Here is a 21,295-nt window from a genome sequence, read left to right as displayed (position 1 = left end):
TCGCCGCTTGTGGCGGTTGAACCCGGTGCTCGCCAATCTGGATGGGCTGGTGGACTACGGTGAGGATTTCACCGACGCGGCCACTGTCATCGAGAAGATGCAGACCGTGTACCAAGTGGGCAAGGGCATGGCGTCGGCCTTCCTTGAGGATGAAGAGGAAGACCAAGCGCCTGAGGTTGAAGCGGAAGAGGATGTTCCCGCCGAAGAGGTGGACACCGATGAGGCCCCGCTGATTGTCGCCCAAGCTCCACCGCCCGAGCCTGACCCCGAACCCATAGCGATGCCGCAACGCCGGATGCGCTTTGCCTTTGACACTGCATGATGGACGACCCGAAGATGACAGCCGCTGAAGACATTCAAATCGCAGACATGGATCGGGCCCGCGCCGAGCTTTTCAACTTTCTGGGCGCGCTGCTGGCCGGACCGCCGGACGAGATGCTGCTGACGCAGACCGCAGGCCTGTCCGGCGATGAGACCGAGCTGGGTCAAGCCATTGGTACGCTTGCCAAGCTGGCCCGCGTGACGAAGCCCCGGGCCGCGCAATCCGAGTTCAACAAGCTGTTCATCGGTCTGGGCCGGGGTGAGTTGTTGCCCTTTGCCAGCTACTACCTGACCGGGTTCCTGAACGAAAAGCCGCTGGCCAGCTTGCGTCAGGACATGACCCGCATCGGGATGCAGCGGTCCGAGACGGTGTTCGAGCCCGAAGACAGCATTGCCAGCCTAATGGAGATGATGGGCGCCATGATCGTGGGCCGCTTTGGCACGCCCGCTGATCTGGGCGCGCAGAAAGAGTTCTTCAACAAGCATATCGGTCCCTGGGCGGGCCACTTCTTTACCGACCTGGAAGAGGCGAAGACGTCCGTTTTCTACACGCCCGTCGGGACGGTGGGGAAGATTTTCATGGCCGTGGAGGCGGAAGCCTTCCGGATGAGCGGCGCCGATTGAGGCGTCAAACCGGTCGGGGCAACCCGGCCAAAACAGCGAAAGGAGACCTTTCGATGAGCAAGAAGGAAGACGGGGCATCGCGCCGTGACTTTCTGAAGCTGGCTGGAACCACGGCGCCCGTTGCGGCGGTGGCGGTTGCGACCGGCGCGCAGGCCGAGGCGGCAGAGCCTGATCTGACCTCGGAGAAGATGCAGGATACAGCGCACACCCGCGCGTATTTTGACAGCGCACGCTTCTGAGCGAAGCGGGGAGGAAACGCTGCGCCCGGGAATAAGCCCGGACGGGGCAGGGGATCAGCGACTGGTTGCGTGACGCCCGACTGCTGAGAGCCAAAGAAGAAACCAAGCGAGCGGCCCCGGCAAGGGGGTGCAAGCAAGGGAGAGCGATATGCTTAGGAAAAAGACCAACGGGGTTGCGAGACGCCCCCAGCGGACAAGTATCCTGACTGAAGCAGCCAACGCTTCGGTAGACCGGCGCGCGTTTTTGCGCGGATCGGGACTGGTGATCGGGGGCCTTTCGGCCATTGCCGCCACGGGCGGAACCGTCACCCAGGCCAGCGCTGCCACGGCGGCAGCGGGCAAGGTGGAATTGAAGAAATCGGTGTGCACGCACTGCTCGGTCGGCTGTACGGTCGTGGCCGAGGTGCAGGACGGCGTCTGGACGGGTCAGGAGCCCGGCTGGGACAGCCCGTTCAACCTCGGGTCTCACTGTGCCAAGGGTGCCGCTGTTCGCGAGCACGCCCACGGTGAACGCCGCCTGAAGTATCCCATGAAGAAAGAGAACGGCGAATGGGTCCGTATCTCATGGGAGCAAGCCATCGACGAGATCGGCGGCGGCATGATGAACATCCGGGAAGAAAGCGGCCCGGACAGTGTCTATTGGCTGGGTTCGGCCAAGCACAACAATGAACAGGCGTACCTGTTCCGCAAGTTCGCTGCCTATTGGGGCACAAACAACGTGGATCACCAGGCGCGGATCTGTCACTCGACCACCGTTGCGGGTGTTGCGAACACATGGGGCTACGGCGCCATGACCAACAGCTACAACGACATCCATAACTCCAAGGCGATCTTTATCATTGGCGGCAACCCGGCCGAGGCACACCCCGTGTCCCTGCTGCACCTCTTGCGCGCCAAGGAGCAGAACAACGCCCCCGTCATCGTGTGTGACCCGCGCTTTACCCGCACCGCAGCCCATGCGGACGAGTATGTGCGCTTCCGTCCCGGCACCGACGTGGCGCTGGTCTGGGGTATACTCTGGCACATCTTTGACAACGGGTGGGAGGACAAGGAGTTCATCCGCACCCGTGTCTGGGGCATGGACCAGATCAAGGAAGAAGTCGCCAAGTGGACGCCCGAGGAAGTCGAGCGTGTGACCGGAGCCCCCGGTTCGCAGCTGAAGCGTGTGGCCCGCACCATGGCCAACAACCGCCCCGGCACCGTGATCTGGTGCATGGGTGGCACGCAGCACACCAACGGCAACAACAATACCCGCGCCTACTGCATCCTGCAGCTTGCCCTGGGCAACATGGGCACAAGCGGTGGCGGCACCAACATCTTCCGCGGCCACGACAACGTGCAGGGGGCTACGGACCTTGGTGTTCTGTCCCACACGCTGCCGGGCTACTATGGTCTGTCGGCGGGCGCTTGGGGTCACTGGAGCCGCGTTTGGGGTGAAGACCCCGAGTGGTTGGCTGCTCAGTTCGCCACCACCACCGGTGCCGATGGCAAGGAAAAGGCGCTGCAGAACCTGAGCGGTATTCCGGTATCGCGCTGGATCGACGGTGTGTTGGAGGATCCGGAGAATACGGATCAGCCCAACAAGGTCCGTGCCATGGTGCTGTGGGGCCACGCGCCCAACTCGCAGACCCGGATGACGGAAATGAAGAAGGCGATGGAGCAGCTGGATATGCTGGTCGTCATCGACCCCTTCCCGACCGTTTCCGCCGTGCTGCATGACCGCACAGATGGGGTGTACCTGCTGCCTGCCTCGACCCAGTTCGAGACGCGCGGGTCGGTGACCGCATCCAACCGGTCCATTCAGTGGCGTGAGCAGATCATCGAGCCGCTCTTTGAATCCAAGCCCGATCACGAGATCATCGCGCTGTTTGCGAAGAAGTTCGGGTATCACGACCGGATGTTCCGCAACATCCAGTTGGAAGAGGATGGTCTGACCCCGAACCCGGAAGATACGCTGCGCGAGATCAACCGCGGCATGTGGACCATCGGGTACACCGGTCAGTCACCTGAGCGGATCAAGACCCACATGGCCAACCAGCACACGTTCGACCGAACGACGCTGCAAGCCGTGGGCGGCCCTGCCGACGGGGATTACTACGGGATGCCATGGCCCAGCTGGGGCACGCCCGAGATGAACCACCCGGGTACGCCGAACCTGTATGATATGTCGAAGCCTGTGGCTGAGGGTGGTCTCACCTTCCGCGCGCGTTTCGGTGTTGAGCGGGACGGTGACAACCTGCTGGCCGAAGGGGTCTATAGCGTGGGCTCGGAAATTCAGGACGGATACCCTGAATTCACGATGCAGATGCTCATGGACCTTGGCTGGGAGGGTGATCTCACGGACGAGGAACGCGCGGCAATCGATGCCGTGGCGGGACCCAAGACCAACTGGAAGACCGACCTGTCGGGCGGCATCCAGCGGGTGGCGATCAAGCATGGCTGTGCGCCCTTCGGGAACGCCAAGGCCCGCGCGGTCGTGTGGACCTTCCCCGATCCGGTGCCGCTGCACCGCGAGCCGCTCTATACCAACCGCAGGGATCTTGTTGCGGATTATCCCACATACGAGGACCGTCACGCCTACCGGCTGCCGACCTTGTATGCGTCAATCCAGAAACAGGACTTTTCGAAGGACTACCCGATCATCCTCACCTCCGGCCGTCTGGTCGAGTACGAGGGTGGCGGGGACGAGACCCGTTCGAACCCGTGGCTGGCCGAGTTGCAGCAGGACATGTTTGTCGAGATCAACCCGCGTGACGCCAACAATCTTGGTGTGCGGGACGGCAGCCAGGTCTGGGTCGAAGGGCCCGAAGGCGGCAAGGTCAAGGTGATGGCGATGGTCACCAACCGGGTGGGCGAAGGCGTGGCCTTCATGCCCTTCCACTTTGGCGGTCATTTCCAGGGTGAGGATCAACGCTCGAAGTATCCCGAGGGTGCCGATCCATATGTGTTGGGCGAAAGCACCAACACCGCCCAGACCTATGGCTATGACAGTGTAACCCAGATGCAGGAGACCAAAGCGACTCTCTGCAAAATCTGGACAGCGTAAGGAGGAGACGACATGGCATTAGGAGGACAGGCGAGAGCCAAGTTCCTATGCGACGCCGAGCGCTGCATTGAATGCAACGCCTGTGTCACGGCTTGTAAGAACGAGCATGAAGTGCCCTGGGGCATCAACCGCCGCCGCGTGGTCACCATCAATGATGGTGATCCCGGTGAACGGTCGATCTCCGTGGCCTGCATGCACTGTTCCGATGCACCCTGTATGGCGGTCTGCCCGGTAGACTGCTTTTACCAGAACGAGGAAGGGGTGGTTCTGCACTCCAAGGACCTCTGCATCGGGTGTGGTTATTGCTTCTATGCGTGCCCCTTCGGCGCGCCGCAATTCCCGCAGGCCGGCAACTTTGGCAGCCGCGGCAAGATGGACAAATGTACCTTCTGCGCCGGTGGTCCCGAAGAGACCCACTCGACCGCCGAGTTCGCCAAGTATGGGCGCAACCGGATCGCCGAGGGCAAGCTGCCCATCTGCGCCGAGATGTGTTCGACCAAGGCGCTGCTGGCGGGTGATGGCGACGTTGTGTCCGCTATCTACCGCGAGCGTGTCGTGGCGCGTGGCTTCGGCTCGGGCGCTTGGGGCTGGGGCTCTGCCTACGGCCGTCAGGACGGCTAAGCGACGGGGGACCACTGGCCAGTGTGCTTAGCCAGCCGCGGTGATCCCCTCTGGCCCGGACGACGGCAAGGTCGTCCGGGCACTCACACACACAAAGGCGGGCACATGCCCGTTTCCGCACCGGCGTGCAGCGAGGTTTCGCGCGCTCCGCTTCTGTTGATTTGGGTTCGACCCCCGCAGGCACTAGCAACGGCGTCATGATGTTTTCTTATCCTGAAAGGTTCACCATGCCTCGTTTCATGTCCGCGCTGACTGTCAGCGCCCTGCTTATGTCTGCTGCACCTGTGCTGGCACAGGACGGCCCGCCGCTGGAGTCGGTGGATTCCCGTGTCAGCTACGGCTTGGGTCTGCAGATTGGCGAAAACCTTGCCCAGAATGACGAGTTGGAGTTTGACCTCGACGCCTTTGTGCAGGGCATCGCCGATATCGAGGCGGGGGCCGATCCGCGTCTGGACCAAGAAACGATTGTCGCAGCCTTTGAGGCGCTGAATGCCCGCGCGTCCGAAGCCAAGCTATCCGAAAACACGGAGTTTCTGGAGGAAAACGGCGCACGCGACGGCGTCACCACCACTGATAGTGGCCTGCAATATCAGGTGGTCGAGGAAGGCACCGGGGAAACCCCAGCCGAGACCGACACCGTGACCGTGCACTACGAAGGCCGCCTGTTGGACGACACAGTCTTTGACAGCTCGATCGAGCGTGGCGAGCCAGCGAGCTTCCCTGTCAATGGCGTCATCCAGGGCTGGCAGGAGGCTCTGCAACTGATGAAACCGGGTGCCAAGTGGGAGGTCTGGATTCCTTCCGAGCTTGCCTATGGCACCCAAGGCGCGGGTCAGGCGATTGGCCCCAACGAAGTGCTGAATTTCACCATCGAGTTGATCAGCATCGACAGTTAACGCCGCGTCCTCCCGCGGCAAATGGAGAGACATGACATGCTACGTGCATTTCTGATTTTTGTGCTTTGCCTGGGGCTTATGCCCCTGGCCGCACCTCATGCCGCGGCGCAAGATGCGCAACAAACCATCGACCGCTCCGCCACTGGCGGGGCGCAAACACTCGAAGATATTCTGGCCCGCCAACGCGGCGAGGAAGTCGCACCGAAGACCGGCGATGCCACGAGCAACGCGCGCGATCTGTCCGGTCAGCTTGGTACCCTCGGCGGCGCGTCCGACCCTGACCTGTGGCGCGCGCTGCGCTATGGGTCGGCCGACATCACCGTGTCAGCAGGGGGCGAGGTGGCCACCGTGCTGGTGCAGGATGGCGGTATGGCGTGGCTGGAGTTCCGTCAGGGGCCGCTGGCCAAATATGGTGGCTATCTGCTGCTTGGGACGCTTGCCCTGTTGCTCGTATTCTTTGTTCTGCGCGGCAAGGTGAGGCTGGACTATGAAAAGACCGGGCGCACCGTGACGCGCTTCAAGTCATTCGAACGGGCCGCGCATTGGCTGCTGGCGGGGTCGTTCATTTTGCTGGGCATCACCGGTTTGCTGACCTTGTTCGGGCGCATGTTCATCGCGCCATATATCTCCAAGGAATTCAACGCGACGCTGCTGATGGCGTCGAAGTATATCCATAACAACGTGGCCTGGGCTTTTATGGTCGCGCTGGTCGCGATCTTCATCATGTGGGTCTGGCACAACATCCCGAACCGCACCGACATCACGTGGTTTGCCCAGGCCGGCGGTATCGTCGGGTCCAAGCACCCACCCGCCAAGAAGTTCAACGGCGGGCAGAAGATCATCTTCTGGTCAGTGATCCTGCTGGGTGGGTCGATCTCCCTGTCCGGGGTGTCGCTGCTCTTCCCCTTCGAATTTCCGATGTTCATGAAAACCTTTGACCTGATGCGCAGCGTCGGGATCGAGAGCTTGCCGATCTACGGGCCACTGCCCACCGCAATGGCTCCGCATGAAGAGATGCAGTACGCGCAGGCCTGGCACGCCATCGTTGCCTTTGTCCTGATGGCGATCATCATCGCGCACATCTACATCGGCTCGGTGGGCATGGAGGGTGCCTATGACGCGATGGGGTCGGGCGAGGTGGACGAGGCTTGGGCCCGTCAGCACCATTCGCTGTGGCTGGAGGAACTGCAGGCAAAGGACAAGGCCGCGCCCAAAGATGCAACGCCTGCTGAGTAGCCTGTTTCTGTGTCTTGCCCTGCCGGTCGGGGCGCAGGAGTTCACCACATATAAGGGCCACGGCGGTCCCGTGATGGGGTTGGTCGTAACCGATGACGGCACGCTTGCGTCGGCCAGCTTCGATAATTCGGTCGGGCTGTGGGACGGTGTCGAGCCGTTGTGGCTTGAGGGCCATGACGCGGCCGTGACCACGGTTGAGCCGTTTCAGCCGGGCATCCTGTTATCGGGCGGCGACGACTTTGCGCTGTGGTTGTGGGAGGGCAACACGGGCCATCTGCTTGGCAAGCACAAGGGCAAGATACAGGACATTGCGACTGCCATGGCCCCAGATGGTCCGACCATCGCGACGGCATCATGGGACGGCAGCATTGGTGTCTGGAATGTTGGAAAGGTCGACGATGACGGGTCCTGGACCGCTGTGCGTCGGGACCTTTTAGGCCATGATGCAGGGGTCAATGCGGTGGCCTTTTCAGAGGATGGAACGCGCATCTACTCTGCGTCGAGCGATGGAACCGTGCGTGTCTGGGCGACCGATGGCGTGCCCCGCGTGCTCGCGTCCAACGGCTTTGCCGTCAACGAGATCGTCGTGAACGAGCCGCAGGGCTGGTTGGCCTACGGTGCGGTCGATGGGGTCACGCGCGTGATTGACGTCGAGACGGGTGAGCAGATCGCGGATTTCACCCTCGACCGCCGCCCGATCCTGTCAATGGAGCATCATGTCCCCACCGGTCAGCTTGCCATCGGCGATGGCGAGGGCCACATAATGATGGTGGATACGAACGAGTGGCGCATCACCCGCGATTTTCGCGCCATGCGGCAGGGGCCGGTTTGGGCGCTGGCGTTTTCCACTGACGGTACCGTGATCCATGCCGGGGGCATCGACGATGTGATCTATGCCTGGCCGGTGGCGCTGCTCGATACATATGATCCCGCAGGGGGCGACACGCGCAGCTTCCTGCGCGATGCCGAGACGATGAGCAATGGCGAACGGCAGTTCATGCGCAAATGCTCGATCTGCCATAGTCTTGAGAACGGGCCGTCGCGCAAGGCGGGGCCGACATTGCACGGGGTGTTCGGGCGGAAGGCGGGGGTGGTGCCAGGCTATCGCTACTCGCCAACGCTGGATGGGTCGGACATAGTGTGGGACGACACCACCATTGACGCGCTGTTTGACGAGGGGCCGGATCATTATATCCCCGGCTCGAAAATGCCGATGCAGGTGATTGCCGCACCGCAGGACCGCGCCGATCTGATCGCGTATCTGCGCACGGCAACCAAGGAGGAGAGACAATGAAGGCCATGATGATGGGCTTTGCCGCGTTGATCGTGATTTCTGTGGGGTCGTATTTCGCCCTGCAACAGCTTGGCCTGACGGCTGGGGCTGTGGGCTCGGGCGATGCGGTGAGGCTGGATTGATCCGATGAACGCCCCCCGCTCGACCCCGGACATTTACGGCAAGTCGCTGGCTGGCGCAAAGGTGCTGGTCATCGATGACGAACCGGGGATGCGCCATTTCCTGACCAAGACGCTGGAGCCGCGGGTCAAGCGGGTGGACGCGGTGGGTTCGCCTGCCCAAGCGACCAAGGCGTTGGATGAGGCGCAGTATGATCTGGTGATCCTCGACAACCTGATGCCGGGGGGTACGGGCCTCGATTGGTTGACTGAGCAGAAGCGCAAGGGGTTCTTTGCGGATGCGATCCTGATCACGGCCTATGCAGATCTTGAGACGGCGATTGCAGCGTTGCGGGCAGGCGTCAGTGACTTTGTGCTGAAGCCGTTTCGGGCCAACCAGATCCTGAGCGCGGTGGCGCGGACGTTGGACCGCAAATATTTGCAACGCGACAATACGCTGCTGCGGCGTGAACTGTCCTCGGGTCAGGGACACGGGAAGCTGCTCGGTAACTCCGAGCCGATGGAAGATGTACGCGCGATGCTGGCACGCTTGGCGCCATTGCCCACGCCGGTTCTGTTCACTGGCGCCAGCGGGACGGGCAAGGAGATGGCCGCGCGGCACCTACATGACCTGTCGGACCGGGCCGAGGCGCCCTTTGTCCCGGTGAACTGTGCCACGATCCAGCCGGATCGGTTTGCAGAGGAGCTGTTTGGCGTCGTCGAGGCGGAGGATCGGTTGAAGCCGGGGCTTTTGCTGCTCGCTGATGGCGGCACACTGCTGCTGGATGAGATTGCGCAGATGCCGGAGACGGTGCAGGCGGCCTTGTTGCGCGTGCTGGAGGACAAGAAGGTTCGCCCTGTCGGGGCCGAGCGTGAGATTCCGCTGAACGTCCGGTTTCTGTTCGCCACGAATGACGACATTGAAGCGTCGGTCGCTGCGGGTCGCTTCCGTGCGGACCTCTATCACCGCATCCACGTGGTCAAGATCGATATGCCGCCGCTCAAGGACCGGATGGATGATATTGTCGAACTGGCCGCGCATTTCATGGCGCAGTTTTCGGCCTCGCTCGCCATGCCGTCGTTGGAGCTGGACGAGGAAACGCTGCTGAAGCTGCGCCGCTATGATTGGCCCGGCAACGTGCGGGAGCTGCGCAACCTGATTGAGCGGTCGGTCATTCTGGGCGCCTTTCCGGAGGAGTTTTCCGGCCATGGCAGCGTGACTGGCGCGCAGGCCATCGAGAACCTCGAGCTTGTGGTGCAGCGCCACATCCTACGCATGATTGATTTGTGTGATGGCAACCGGGCCGAGGCGGCGCGGCGGCTGGGTGTGTCGCGCAAGACCATCGACCGTCGGATGGCGGCCTGGTCGGAATGACTGTGACGGTCCTAGGGCTAAAGTCGCATATGGCGCCGTTGGGTCCGGCGCTATCGTGTTCAAGTGAAAGAGGAGGAATCTGCAATGGCATGGACAAAACCCAAGGCGCGCGAAGTGAAGTGCGGCATGGAGATCAACATGTACGGCCCCGGTGAAGACGATGATCGCGGCGCTGAGCGCGACGTGATCTAAACCACCTATTGCTACATGAAACTGATTGTTCTTGGGGCAGCCGCCGGTGGGGGGCTGCCCCAATGGAATTGTGGCTGCCGCAATTGCGCTGACGCGCGTGCCGGGGTGATCCCGCGCATGACGCAATCCTCGGTCGCGGTGTCGGTGGATGGGGAGGCCTGGGTGGTCCTGAACGCCTCGCCTGACATCCGGGCGCAGGTAGACGCGTGTGCTGCGATGCACCCGCCTGCCTTGCGCGGTTCGCCCATTGCGTCTGTGGTGCTGACGAATGGGGATATTGATCATATCGCGGGCCTGTTGACCCTGCGGGAGAAGACGGGGTTTGATATTTATGCGACGGCGGCAGGTCTCGACATTCTGCGCTCCAATTCTGTGTTCGGTGTACTTGATCCGTCGCTTGTGGCGCAGCATCGGATCGCTTTGGATGTGCCGTTTGAAGCCGTGCCTGGTCTGACGGTTACGCCCTTCGCTGTGCCGGGCAAGGTTGCTCTGTTTCTGGAAGGGGACAGTTTGAACCTTGAGGAAGTTGGAGAGCAGACGGTGGGCTTGCTCTTGGAGGATGGAACGTCGCGGGCGGCTTATGTGCCGGGATGTGCTGCTATTCCCGACTGGTTGCTGGATCGGCTCGGTGGCGTTGATCTACTGCTGTTCGACGGAACGGTTTGGAACAATGATGACATGCAGCGCACTGGCACCGGCGAGAAGACGGGGGCGCGGATGGGGCATGTGCCGCTGAACGGGGAATTGGGCAGTCTTGATCGCCTGGCGGATGTTGAGGGGCGCAAGGTCTTCATCCATATCAACAACACGAACCCGATCCTGCAGCCGGATAGTGTTGAGCGAGCCGAGGTGCTGGCCAAGGGTTGGGACGTTGCCTTTGATGGGATGGAGATTGCGCTGTGATCGTTGAACCGGACAGCCAAGACGTGTTCGAAGCGCGGCTGCGCGCTGTGGGCGAGGCGCAGTACCACGACAAGCATCCGTTTCACCACAAGCTGCATTCCGGTGGCTGCACCCCGGATCAGGTGCGGGCCTGGGTGATCAATCGCTACTATTACCAGACGCGGATTCCGATGAAGGACGCGGCCTTCATGTCCCGTGTGAACGATCCGGCGCTGCGTCGGGCATGGCGGTCTCGGATCGAGGATCACGATGGGTCCGCGCCCGGAGAAGGTGGCATTGCGCGTTGGTTGAAGCTGGCCGAGGGTGTTGGGCTAGACCCGGATTATGTGGCGTCTGAAGTTGGCATTCTACCTGCCACCCGCTTTTCTGTTGATGCCTATGTGCGTTTTGTCCGGGACGAGCCGCTGCTGCCGGCGGTGGCCTCATCGCTCACAGAGCTCTTCGCCCCGGCCATCCACAAGAACCGGATTGCAGGTCTGTTGGAGCACTATGAGTTCGCGAATTCCGAGACCCTTTCCTACTTCCAGAACCGATTGAGCGAGGCGCCGAAGGATGTGGCCTTTGGTCTGCAGTGGGTGATGGATCATGCCGTAACCAAGGCGGATCAGGATGCCGCCGTGCGCGCGTTGACCTTCAAGACCGAGGTGCTTTGGGCGCAGCTTGATGCTCTTTGGTCAGCATATGTGGAGCCGGGTCGTATTCCGCCCGGTGGCTGGCAACCGGGCGAGGGGTTGGCGCGGTGACGCCGGACGATGTCCCATATCTGCCGCGCGGGGTGCGCACGCAGTTCGATGCGGTGCGCAAGGTCGATGTGATCCTCGGCCCCGAACGTGTGTTGGTGCTGGATCAGGTGGGCAAGGCTGTAGTGGGGCGGCTGGATGGGGAGGCGAGTCTGGCCGAGATTTCGGCTGATCTGGCGCAGGTTTACGATGCGCCTGTGGACGTGATCGCGCCGGATGTCACCGCCTTTGTCGAAGATCTGAGGGATCGGGGGATGGTACATGTCCGTCCGCGTTGATCCCCCCATGGCGATGCTGGCCGAGCTGACGCATCGGTGTCCGCTGGCTTGTCCCTATTGCTCGAACCCGACCGAACTGTTGGCGAAAGAGACGGAGCTGAGCACTGAAGCATGGGCCGACGTGTTTCAGCAGGCGGCCAAGTTGGGCGTGCTGCAACTGCACCTTTCTGGTGGCGAACCTGCGTCCCGTCGTGATCTTGCCGAACTGGTGATCGCGGCGCGGGAGGCGGGGCTTTATACGAACCTCATCACCTCGGGTATTGGGCTGACCGAGCGGCGGTTGCGCGAATTGGATGACGCCGGTTTGGACCACGTGCAATTGTCTTTGCAGGGCGTGAATGCCGTGATGGCGGACCGCATTGGCGGCTACAAAGGCGGGTTTGATCGCAAGATGCATGTGGCCGAAATCATCGCGGAAATCGGGTTTCCCTTGACCCTGAACGCGGTCATGCACCGCGAGAACCTTGATGATCTGCCGCAAACCATCGATATGGCCCTGCGTCTGGGCGCGAGGCGGATCGAGGTGGCGTGCGTGCAGTTCCAAGGCTGGGCGCTGGTCAATCGAGCGGCCTTGCAGCCGAGCTGGGAGCAGGTCGAGACGGCCAAGAAGACCGTGGCACGGGCGGTCGAGACGTTGAAGGGACGGCTGGTGATCGACTTCGTGCCGCCGGACTATTACGCGGACTTTCCCAAGGCGTGCATGAATGGGTGGGGCTCCACCGGGTTGAACATCACGCCGAACGGTACGGTATTGCCGTGCCACGCGGCAGAGACCATTCCTCATTTGCAGTTTGAGAAGGTTACAGATCGGGCGTTGACTGACATATGGTACGAGGGTGCCGCGTTTAATGCGTATCGCGGGACCGATTGGATGCCAGACCTGTGTCAGTCTTGCGAACGGCGCGACATTGATTTTGGCGGATGCAGATGCCAGGCGATGGCGGTTCTGGGTGATGCGGCTGCCCCGGATCCGGTGTGCACCAAATCGCCGGGGCGGGCGGCTTTGGACGCGCTTTTGGTGGAAGAGGTGCAGGAGGTTGCTGCACCTGAGTTTGTGTATCGTCGGTAGGGGGCAGACATGGGACGCAGGATTGCAGCGACGCTTGGGATTGCCGCCGTTCTTGTGTCCACTGCCGCGCGGGCGGACTGCACCGATGACGCGATGATCGTCTTTGACGGGTCCGGTTCCATGGCCGAGATGGGGTTCAACCAGATCGATGAGCCGCGGATTTTCGAAGCCCGCCGCGCGATGCGCACGGTCATGCCTCAGGTCGAGCCGTTTCGGCGCATTGGCTTGATTGTCTACGGTCCCGGTGGTGCCGGAGGTGTAGGCGAGTGTTCAGGCATTGAGCTGCGCTTTGGTCCGCGCGCTGGCGCGGCGGAGGCCGTGATTGCGGCAGTCGAGGACTTGCAGCCGGAAGGACGGACCGCATTGACCGAGGCGGTTGCGCTCGCCGCCAGGACACTCGGATCGCCCGAAAAGCCGGGGACGGTGGTGCTGGTCACGGATGGCAAGGAGACATGCGGCGGGCAGACCTGTGCCCTTGCCGCGCGACTGTCCGGCACTGCGCTGACCGTGCATGTGATCGGCTTCAAGGTGCGGGGCGAGCATTTCGGGTGGGAAACCGAAGGAGATACCGACTACCTGAACTCGGTCAGTGTGGCCCAGTGCCTCGCCACTCAGACTGGCGGGGAATATGTCGGTGCCGAGACGGTGGACGAGTTGATTGAGGCGATGAACCGGACGTTGGGTTGCAACCTGCTGTTCTAGGCGGTGCGTTGGCGCCAGCGGGTCGCCCGGGTTTCCATGGCGCGGAGCAGGGTGAACTCCAGAAGCAGCATGAACGCCACGAAGCTGAGCGCGTAGGCCAGCACGTAACCCGTTTCGAACAGCTGGAAGTAGAGGTGGATCTGGAAGCCGATGCCATTGCTGCGACCAAGGAATTCGACCACCAGCACGATTTTCCAGATGATGGCGAGCCCATTGCGGGTCGAGGTCGCGATATAGGGCCAAAGCTGCGGCAGGATCACATGGCGCAGCCGTGTCGCGGGTGACATGCGGAAGACCTGCGCCATGTCGCGCAGCTTGGGGTCGAGGGCGTGGACCCCTTCGCGGATTGCAACCGCGACCATGGCCGTTTTGTTGAGTGCAACGGCGGTGATGGCGGCCACTTCGTTTAGGCCGATCCAAAGGTAGCAGAGCACGATCACCACCAGCGCAGGCACGTTCAGGAGCACCACGAGCCAGGCTGAAAACCAGCGGTTGACCGTATCGTTGAAGCCCATGACAAGGCCGATCAGGCATCCAAATCCCATGGCAAGCGAGAAGGCCGCGGCGACGCGCAACAGCGTGGCGGTGAAGTGGAGTTGCATCTCACCATCTGCCACTTCGCGCAGGAAAATGCGCCAGACCTCGGCCGGGGAGGGCAGGATCGTCGGGTCGCTACCTAGCCACGCCGCACCCCACCACAGGGCAAGCATACCGAGCAGGGAGAGGGCGAGCGCCGTGATGTCAAAGCGGGCGTCTTTCATGGGGCGAGCCTGTCACAAATGTGATCGCGGCCAAAGGAGTGTTGGCCCTCGGTCATACCTTAGTCGCATAGGGTCGCATCGCGCAGCGGAATAGGCTGCGATGGATGTCAGGGATCAAACGCATATTTGCTTGTCTGCTCAGCGCCATACTGTGGTGTATGTCGCTGGTATCGGTGACGGCCGAACCGTTGCCGCGCGAAGTGCTGGCGCCCTATATCGTGCCGCCCATGTCCCTCGGCGAGCAGATCAACGATCAGGGCGTTTGGCAGCTGCTGAATTCGGGCGGGGCCGAGGCGGGTTATGTGTTTGAAACCGAACCGATGGCGCCGCTGCCGGGCTTTTCGGGGGCAGCCATCAACTTGCTGGTTGTCCTTGATCTGGAGGGCCGATTTTTGGACGTGCAACTGATCTCGCACAACGAGCCGATCTTTGTCTCCGGCCTGCCGGAGAAGCTGTTTTACGACTTCTTCAAGCAATATCGCGGGCATTCGATTTCGGACACTCTTGTGGTCGGCTCACCCTATGGCTCGGGCGGTGACGGATCGGCGCTGGTCTACCTGGACGGGGTGACGAAGGGCACGGCATCGGTGCGTATCGCGCACGAGAGCATCCTGGCTGCCGCACTGCAGGTGGCGCGGGAGAAGATGGGCGGGATTTCATCTGGACCGCCTGCTTACCCCGACCCGGAATATCGCGAGGACCTGACCTGGGACGACCTGGTGGCGCAGGGCATTGTCACGCGCAAGGTGGTGACGAATGCCGAGATGGACATCGCCTTTGACGGCACGCTTTGGGAGGATGACGACCCGGAGGCGAAGGACGACCCAAACGGCACCTATCTGGATCTGTGGGTCGTGGACATCGGTGCACCGTCGATTGCCGAGGCGGTGCTGAGCAAGAGCAGCTTTGAAGAGTTGCAGGGGTTCATGGAGATTGCAGACACGGACGAGCCCGTGCTGGTGATTGAAGCCGGACGGCACGGGTTGGTGACGGACGAGTTTGTGCGTAACACCGCGCCTGACCTGATCAGCGCGGAACAGGGCGGCTTTCCCATCGCGTTCCGTGACAGTGATATCTATGTCGAGCTGAACGACGCACTGCCAAATGAACTGCACAACGCCGTCTACGATGGCGCAGCACTGATCCTGCGAACGGACCGGCGTTTGGGCTTTGATCCGGCAAGTGACTGGGTGCTGAAGGTCAAGGCACTGCGCGAACACGGGTCGTTCCAGCCCGAGATCGGTTCGGTGACGCTGGATGTACCGCATGTGACGCCGGAGCGGTTTTACAAGCGTCCGGAAGTCATCAAGCCTGCGCCGCCTTGGGTCGATGCGCTGCGCAATCGGGCAGTAGATCTGGCCGTGCTGGGTGTGTTTCTTCTGGGCCTCGTCGCCATGCTCCTTGTGGGGCAGAACCGGCTGGCGGCATCACCATGTTTCACGCCATTACGCCTTGGTGTGTTGGCCTTTGTCGTCGGATTTGTCGGCTGGTGGGGGCAGGGGCAGCTGTCCATCGCGACCCCGCTTGCGGTCGGGCGAACGGCTTTGGATGGCGGTAGCTTTGCCTTCCTGCTCTACGATCCGTTTTCCCTCGCCGTATGGGGCGTGACCATTCTGGGGTTCGTATTATGGGGCAGGGGGCTGTTTTGCGGCTGGCTCTGTCCCTTCGGTGCGTTGCAGGAGTTTGCACATCATCTGGGTCGTTTGCTGCGCTTGCCGCAGATTGAGCCCAATGCGCTCTGGGACGCGCAGTTGAAAAACCTGAAATATGCTGTGTTGGCTGTGCTCGTGGCGCTCATGGTCACCGCACCTGCCGCTCTGGACAAAGCGATCGAGGTGGAGCCGTTCAAGACCGCGATTACGACCTTCTTTGTTCGCGAGTGGTATTATGTAGCCTACGCCGTCGCGTTGCTGGTCCTGTCCATGGTGCTGTTCAAGGGCTTTTGCCGATACCTTTGCCCGCTTGGGGCGGTGATGGCGATTGGCGGGCTGGTGCGTGGCCGTGATTGGATCGCGCGGCGGGCGGAGTGCGGATCACCCTGTCAGCTGTGCAAGGTCAAGTGCAGCTACGGCGCCATCAAGAAGACGGGCGAGATCCAGTATTCGGAGTGTTTCCAGTGCCTCGATTGCGTGACGATCCACGAGGATCAACAGCAATGCGTGCCACTGATCCTCGCCGCCAAGGGGCGCAAGATTGGGGTGGCGGCAGAATGATGGATCGTCGTCGTTTTCTTGCCGTTGCCGCCTGCTTTGCCGGGTCGCCTGCACTGGCGCAGCGGCATGGATGGACGGGCCGCGCCTTTGGTGCTGAGGCGTCGATCGAGTTGCATGGGCCGTCCGATGTTGCTGCGCGAGCGCTGGAGACTGCGCGGGCATTGATTGCAGAGGTCGAGGGCCTGTTTTCGCTTTATGATCCGAGGTCGGAGTTGGCGTTGCTCAATGCGCATGGCGCGCGGCAAGTGCCGGAGCGGTTCATGGATTTGATGCAACTCGCGGATGCGGCGTATCGCATGACCGATGGTCTGTTCGATCCAACGGTGCAGCCGCTGTGGCGTGCGCTGGTCGACGGTGGCGATGTCATGGCCGCTCGCGCACGCATCGGGTGGGATCAGGTCACGCTTCAGGGTCGTGAAGTGACACTTGGGCAGGGACAGGCGCTGACCTTCAACGGAATCGCTCAAGGGTTTGCCACTGACCTCGTCTCCGACATGCTGCGCAGCCGTGGCTTTGAGCGGACGCTCGTCAATATCGGGGAGCATCGCGGTACTGGCAGGCCGTGGCGGTTGGGCGTATCTGACCCGATCCATGGAATGCTTGCCATGCGCACCATTGAAAACAGGGCCGTCGCCACGTCGAGTCCCATGGCAACGCCGGTGGGTTCAAGCGGTCATATCGTGCATCCGGTGCAGTTGCCGCGCTGGTCTACGGTTTCCGTCGAAGCGGACACCGCCGCAATGGCGGACGCCTTGTCGACTGGGTTGGTGCTGGCGGATCTGGATTTGGTCAAACGTGTAAGCACCACGTCAGGCGTTCATAGGACTACGCTTGTCGATCCGGGCGGAGACCTGATCACGTTTTGAAACAAAAGAGGGCGGGGATAGTCCCCGCCCTTTTGCCGTTTGATGGGTAGTGATCAGCCCGCAGCGGTTACCGCCCGGCCCGTCATCACCTTGACCAGATGCGCGCGATAGGCGGCAGCACCGTGCAGGTCAGTGATCATGTTGTCGGGGTCTACCGTCAGCCCATCCAGGGCAGAGGCGGAGAAGTTGGTGCTCAGCGCCGCTTCCGCTTCGGTCCAGCGGAACACCCCCTCGTTCGAGGCGCCTGTGACCGCCACTCGAACACCGTCTGCGTATTTGGCGACGAACACACCGACCAAGGCAAAACGTGAAGCGGGTTGGACGAATTTCTGGTAGTTCGCAGCCTGCGGGATCGGGAAACTGACGGCGGTGATGATCTCGCCTTCTTCCAGAGCCGTGTCGAACATACCCTGGAAGTAGTCATCCGCCGAGATCTGGCGCGTGTTGGTCACGATGGTTGCACCCGAAGCCAGAGCCGCCGCCGGATAGCATGCCGCTGGGTCGTTGTTGGCAAGGCTGCCACCGATGGTGCCGCGGTTGCGCACTGCCGGGTCACCGATATGAGAGGCCAGCGCCGACAGGGCCGGATAGCTGCCATCGGCGGCAACGGTCGCGTGGGTCGTGGCCCCGCCAATCCGCAGCGTGTTTCCATCCTTGCCCATCCCCTGCATTTCGGCCACGCCTTTCAGCGACACCAGCTTGGACGGGCTGGCAAGGCGCTGTTTCAGCGTGGGGATCAGTGTTTGTCCACCTCCCAGTGCCTGTGCCTCGTCTGCTCCCATGGCGGCAGCGGCTTCGGCAATGGTGCCCGGCTTTTCAACATCAAAGTTGTACATTTCTTGGTCCTTTCATCTGAAACAGAGCGAAGTCATTCTTCTCTGCTTCAAAAAAATCACGGGGGTCCGGGGGCTGGCCCCCGGTCCTGCCCTTTCACATCATTGCATCGCTTCCCAAACACGGGCGGGCGAGACGGGCATGTCGATATGGGTCACATTCTTCCCACCTGATTGCAGAGCGTCGATCACGGCGTTTACGACCGTCGGGGGCGAACCGATGGCCCCGGCCTCACCGCAGCCCTTCACTCCAAGCGGGTTATGGGTACACGGCGTACCCTGACTATGATCCACGGCGAACATCGGCAGGTCATCGGCGCGCGGCATGGTGTAATCCATGTAGGACGCGCTGAGCAGCTGGCCGTTTTCATCGTAGGACGTGTTTTCCAAGAGCGCCTGCCCGATGCCCTGGGCCAGACCGCCCTGCACCTGACCCGTCACGATCATCGGGTTGATGACGTTGCCGAAGTCATCCACGGCCGTCATCCGATCCACGGTCACTTTGCCGGTCTCCGGGTCCACCTCGACCTCGCAGGCATAGGCGCCCGAAGGGTAGGTAAAGTTCGCTGGATCGTAGAAGGCTGTTTCCTCTAGCCCCGGTTCGATATCTTCGAGCGGGTACTCGTGGGGGATGTAGGCTTTCAGCGCGACCTCACCGAAGGTCACCGACTTGTCGGTGCCCGCGACCGAGAACACGCCGTCCGCGAGCGTGATGTCATGCTCGGACGCCTCCAACATATGGCCTGCGATCTTCTTGGCCTTGTTGATGATCTTTTCGGTCGCCCGCACCACGGCGGAACCGCAGACCGCCAAAGACCGCGAGCCATAGGTGCCCATGCCGAAGGGGATTTTGGACGTGTCACCATGGACGATGTCGATAACAGCAGGGTCAATGCCGAGCATTTCCGCCACCACCTGGGGGAAGGCGGTTTCATGCCCTTGCCCGTGGCTGTGCGCGCCGACCATGACGCTCAGGTTGCCGGTGGCATTCACGCGCACCGTGGCCGCATCATAGAGACCGACGCGAGAGCCAAGCACACCGACGAGGTTCGACGGCGCGATGCCGCAGGCCTCGATATAGGCGTTCACGCCGAAGCCGCGCAGCTTGCCGTTCTTTTCGCTTTCGGCGCGGCGTGCGGCAAAGCCCGCCACATCCGCGACCTCTTCCATCTTGTCCATCAGCGCGTCGTAGTTGCCCGCGTCATATTCCAGCCCCGCGGCGGAGGCGAAGGGATACTGGTTGGGCTTCACGAAATTCTTGCGACGCAGCTCGATGGGATCCATCCCCAACTCGCGCGCTGCTTTGTCGATGACGCGCTCGATGGAATAGGTCGCTTCGGGTCGACCTGCTCCGCGGTATGCGTCGACGGGGGCGGTGTTGGTGAAAACCGCCTTCACGTTCACATAGACCAGCGGCACCGTGTAGTTCCCGGCCATCAGCGTGCCGTGCAGGAAGGTGGGCGTCGCGGTTGAGAAGTTCGACAGATACGCGCCCACATTCGCCTTGGTGTCGGTGCGGAAGGCGAGGAATTTGCCGTCCTTGTCCAATGCCAATTCAATCTTGGTCACGTGGTCGCGGCCATGGGCGTCGGTCAGGAAAGACTCGGTCCGATCCGCTGTCCATTTGACGGGGCGGTTCAGCCTTTTGGCGGCGGCCAGCACCAGCGCCTCTTCCCCGTAGTGGTAGATTTTGGAGCCGAACCCACCGCCCACATCTGGTGCGATGACGGTCAGCATGTTCTCTGGAATGCCGAGGACAAAAGCCGAGATCAGCAGCCGCGTCAGGTGCGGGTTTTGCGAGGTCGTGTGCAGGGTGTATTCACCCGTGCTCGCCTTGTAGCTGCCGATGGAGGCGCGCGGCTCCATCGCGTTGGGGACGAGGCGGTTGTTCACCAGCTCCAGCGTGGTCACGTGATGCGCGTTCTTGATCGCGTTGTCCGTCGCTTCGCGGTTGTCTTCGATCCAGCCCCAGTCAAAGCACTGGTTCGTGCCGATCTCGTCATGTACGAAGTTTGACCCGGAGAGCGCCGCGTTCATGTCGACGATGGCGTCGAGTTCTTCGATATCCACCTCGATGGCCTCAACCGCGTCACGCGCTTGCTGCACGGTTTCAGCGATCACAGCTGCATAGGCGTCACCCACGTGGCGCACTTTGCCGTGCGCCAGCACGGGGCGCTTGGGCTCTTTCATCGGCTCGCCATCGCGCGAGTTGATCAGCCAGCCGGCGGGGTTGCCACCCACGTCGGCGAAATCCTCGCCCGTGAACACGGCCAGCACGCCGGGCATCGCTTCGGCAGCGGAGGTGTCGATGGATTTGATCGTGCCATGGGCGACGGTCGAGCGGGCAAAGACCGCGTATGTCTGTTTCGCCAGCGTGATGTCATCGGTGTATTCGCCGGTTCCGGTCAGGAAGCGGACGTCTTCGCGGCGCACGGTGGCGGCGCCAATCCCTGTATCCTTGGGCATCGTGTCTCCTCCCCTTACTCAGCGGCGATCGCGGTCACGTCCTGTCCGGACGCTGCCATGATCGCTTTGACGATGTTGTGGTAACCGGTGCAGCGGCAGATGTTGCCTTCGAGGTACTCGCGCACTTCCTGTTCGGACGGCTTCGGGTTTTCCTTGAGGAGGGCCGCAGCCGACATCACCATCCCCGGCGTGCAGAAGCCGCATTGCAGACCGTGGTGATCCTGAAAGGCCTGCTGGATCACGTTCAGCGATCCATCGGCGTTGGCTTGTCCTTCGATCGTGTCAACCGTCGCGCCATCCGCTTCAGCCGCGAGCATCGTGCAGGACTTCACGGCCACCCCGTCCACATGCACGACACAAGCGCCACATTGCGATGTATCGCAGCCAATATGTGTACCGGTCAGGCCCTGATCGTCGCGCAGAAAGGACGCCAGCAATGTGCGCCCCTCCACGTCGCCGGAAACGGTCTTGCCGTTCACCGTCATGGTTACCTTGGTCATTCGTTCCTCCCTTGGAATGTCT

The 21,295-nt window shown here is 61.8% G+C and carries 21 protein-coding genes and 1 pseudogene; 18 read left to right on the top strand and 4 right to left on the bottom strand.

What is annotated here, in order from left to right; all coding sequences use genetic code 11:
• The 16 genes and pseudogenes from KUV51_RS22215 to KUV51_RS21990 form a co-directional block, all read left to right on the top strand.
• Positions 1-322: pseudogene (locus KUV51_RS22215) on the top strand (DUF3306 domain-containing protein); the annotation flags it as partial.
• 14 nt (positions 323-336) lie between these two features.
• Entirely contained in the window at positions 337-945 is a 609-nt protein-coding gene (locus tag KUV51_RS22055; RefSeq protein ID WP_222523627.1) for a molecular chaperone, read from the top strand.
• Positions 946-998: 53 nt separating this feature from the next.
• Positions 999-1,184, top strand: coding sequence for a twin-arginine translocation pathway signal protein (locus KUV51_RS22050; protein ID WP_222523618.1), 186 nt, complete (start codon positions 999-1,001; stop codon positions 1,182-1,184).
• A gap of 148 nt (positions 1,185-1,332) precedes the next feature.
• Positions 1,333-4,230: a formate dehydrogenase subunit alpha gene (locus tag KUV51_RS22045; RefSeq protein WP_222523617.1), complete on the top strand. Its 2,898-nt coding sequence runs from the start codon at positions 1,333-1,335 to the stop codon at positions 4,228-4,230.
• Between the two features lie 12 nt (positions 4,231-4,242).
• Positions 4,243-4,851, top strand: a complete 609-nt coding sequence (gene fdh3B / locus KUV51_RS22040) for a formate dehydrogenase FDH3 subunit beta (protein ID WP_039689579.1) — start codon at positions 4,243-4,245, stop codon at positions 4,849-4,851.
• A 269-nt stretch (positions 4,852-5,120) separates the two neighbouring features.
• Positions 5,121-5,747: an FKBP-type peptidyl-prolyl cis-trans isomerase gene (locus KUV51_RS22035; protein WP_410001091.1), complete on the top strand. Its 627-nt coding sequence runs from the start codon at positions 5,121-5,123 to the stop codon at positions 5,745-5,747.
• 36 nt (positions 5,748-5,783) lie between these two features.
• Positions 5,784-6,983: a formate dehydrogenase subunit gamma gene (locus tag KUV51_RS22030; RefSeq protein ID WP_222523615.1), complete on the top strand. Its 1,200-nt coding sequence runs from the start codon at positions 5,784-5,786 to the stop codon at positions 6,981-6,983.
• Positions 6,964-8,277: a c-type cytochrome gene (locus KUV51_RS22025; protein ID WP_222523614.1), complete on the top strand. Its 1,314-nt coding sequence runs from the start codon at positions 6,964-6,966 to the stop codon at positions 8,275-8,277. Before KUV51_RS22030 ends, KUV51_RS22025 begins: the two co-directional genes overlap by 20 nt.
• Positions 8,274-8,399 carry a hypothetical protein gene (locus tag KUV51_RS22210; protein WP_261386007.1) on the top strand — a complete coding sequence of 42 codons (126 nt, stop codon included), beginning with the start codon at positions 8,274-8,276 and terminating at the stop codon, positions 8,397-8,399. The genes KUV51_RS22025 and KUV51_RS22210 overlap by 4 nt, the downstream gene beginning before the upstream one ends.
• Positions 8,400-8,403: 4 nt before the next feature.
• Positions 8,404-9,750: a sigma-54-dependent transcriptional regulator gene (locus KUV51_RS22020; protein WP_222523613.1), complete on the top strand. Its 1,347-nt coding sequence runs from the start codon at positions 8,404-8,406 to the stop codon at positions 9,748-9,750.
• Positions 9,751-9,834: 84 nt separating this feature from the next.
• Positions 9,835-9,942, top strand: coding sequence for a pyrroloquinoline quinone precursor peptide PqqA (gene pqqA / locus KUV51_RS22015; RefSeq protein WP_076630733.1), 108 nt, complete (start codon positions 9,835-9,837; stop codon positions 9,940-9,942).
• Positions 9,943-9,957: 15 nt separating this feature from the next.
• The gene (gene pqqB, locus KUV51_RS22010) at positions 9,958-10,845 is read left to right on the top strand and encodes a pyrroloquinoline quinone biosynthesis protein PqqB (protein WP_222523612.1); all 888 of its coding nucleotides are present in this window, start codon (positions 9,958-9,960) and stop codon (positions 10,843-10,845) included.
• Positions 10,842-11,588, top strand: coding sequence for a pyrroloquinoline-quinone synthase PqqC (gene pqqC, locus KUV51_RS22005; protein ID WP_222523611.1), 747 nt, complete (start codon positions 10,842-10,844; stop codon positions 11,586-11,588). The genes pqqB and pqqC overlap by 4 nt, the downstream gene beginning before the upstream one ends.
• Complete coding sequence (gene pqqD, locus KUV51_RS22000; RefSeq protein WP_315898865.1) at positions 11,585-11,863, top strand: pyrroloquinoline quinone biosynthesis peptide chaperone PqqD; 279 nt, start codon at positions 11,585-11,587, stop codon at positions 11,861-11,863. Before pqqC ends, pqqD begins: the two co-directional genes overlap by 4 nt.
• Positions 11,847-12,932, top strand: coding sequence for a pyrroloquinoline quinone biosynthesis protein PqqE (gene pqqE, locus KUV51_RS21995; protein ID WP_222523610.1), 1,086 nt, complete (start codon positions 11,847-11,849; stop codon positions 12,930-12,932). Before pqqD ends, pqqE begins: the two co-directional genes overlap by 17 nt.
• A gap of 9 nt (positions 12,933-12,941) precedes the next feature.
• Positions 12,942-13,634 carry a vWA domain-containing protein gene (locus KUV51_RS21990; RefSeq protein ID WP_261386006.1) on the top strand — a complete coding sequence of 231 codons (693 nt, stop codon included), beginning with the start codon at positions 12,942-12,944 and terminating at the stop codon, positions 13,632-13,634.
• Here KUV51_RS21990 and KUV51_RS21985 read toward each other — a convergent pair.
• On the bottom strand, positions 13,631-14,395 hold the full coding sequence (locus tag KUV51_RS21985) for an ABC transporter permease (RefSeq protein WP_222523609.1): 765 nt from the start codon (positions 14,393-14,395) through the stop codon (positions 13,631-13,633). The two genes, KUV51_RS21990 and KUV51_RS21985, sit on opposite strands and share 4 nt — an antisense overlap.
• A 104-nt stretch (positions 14,396-14,499) precedes the next feature.
• On the opposite strand from KUV51_RS21985, the gene KUV51_RS21980 reads away from it, so the two are divergent.
• Together KUV51_RS21980 and KUV51_RS21975 are read left to right on the top strand one after the other, a co-directional pair.
• Positions 14,500-16,608, top strand: coding sequence for a 4Fe-4S binding protein (locus tag KUV51_RS21980; RefSeq protein ID WP_222523608.1), 2,109 nt, complete (start codon positions 14,500-14,502; stop codon positions 16,606-16,608).
• Positions 16,605-17,474, top strand: a complete 870-nt coding sequence (locus KUV51_RS21975) for an FAD:protein FMN transferase (RefSeq protein ID WP_222523607.1) — start codon at positions 16,605-16,607, stop codon at positions 17,472-17,474. The genes KUV51_RS21980 and KUV51_RS21975 overlap by 4 nt, the downstream gene beginning before the upstream one ends.
• A 53-nt stretch (positions 17,475-17,527) precedes the next feature.
• On the opposite strand, the gene KUV51_RS21970 is transcribed toward KUV51_RS21975, so the two are convergent.
• From KUV51_RS21970 to KUV51_RS21960, 3 genes are all read right to left on the bottom strand, one after another.
• Positions 17,528-18,310 (bottom strand): FAD binding domain-containing protein, encoded by a 783-nt coding sequence (locus KUV51_RS21970; RefSeq protein ID WP_222523606.1) that lies wholly within the window; start codon positions 18,308-18,310, stop codon positions 17,528-17,530.
• A gap of 99 nt (positions 18,311-18,409) precedes the next feature.
• Complete coding sequence (locus tag KUV51_RS21965) at positions 18,410-20,773, bottom strand: xanthine dehydrogenase family protein molybdopterin-binding subunit (protein ID WP_222523605.1); 2,364 nt, start codon at positions 20,771-20,773, stop codon at positions 18,410-18,412.
• Positions 20,774-20,787: 14 nt separating this feature from the next.
• The gene (locus KUV51_RS21960; RefSeq protein WP_222523604.1) at positions 20,788-21,273 is read right to left on the bottom strand and encodes a (2Fe-2S)-binding protein; all 486 of its coding nucleotides are present in this window, start codon (positions 21,271-21,273) and stop codon (positions 20,788-20,790) included.
• Positions 21,274-21,295: the final 22 nt, after the last annotated feature.

This window comes from Tateyamaria omphalii (genome assembly GCF_019802125.1).
GTDB lineage: Bacteria > Pseudomonadota > Alphaproteobacteria > Rhodobacterales > Rhodobacteraceae > Tateyamaria > Tateyamaria omphalii_B.
This window is presented reverse-complemented; position numbering and strand designations above follow the sequence as displayed.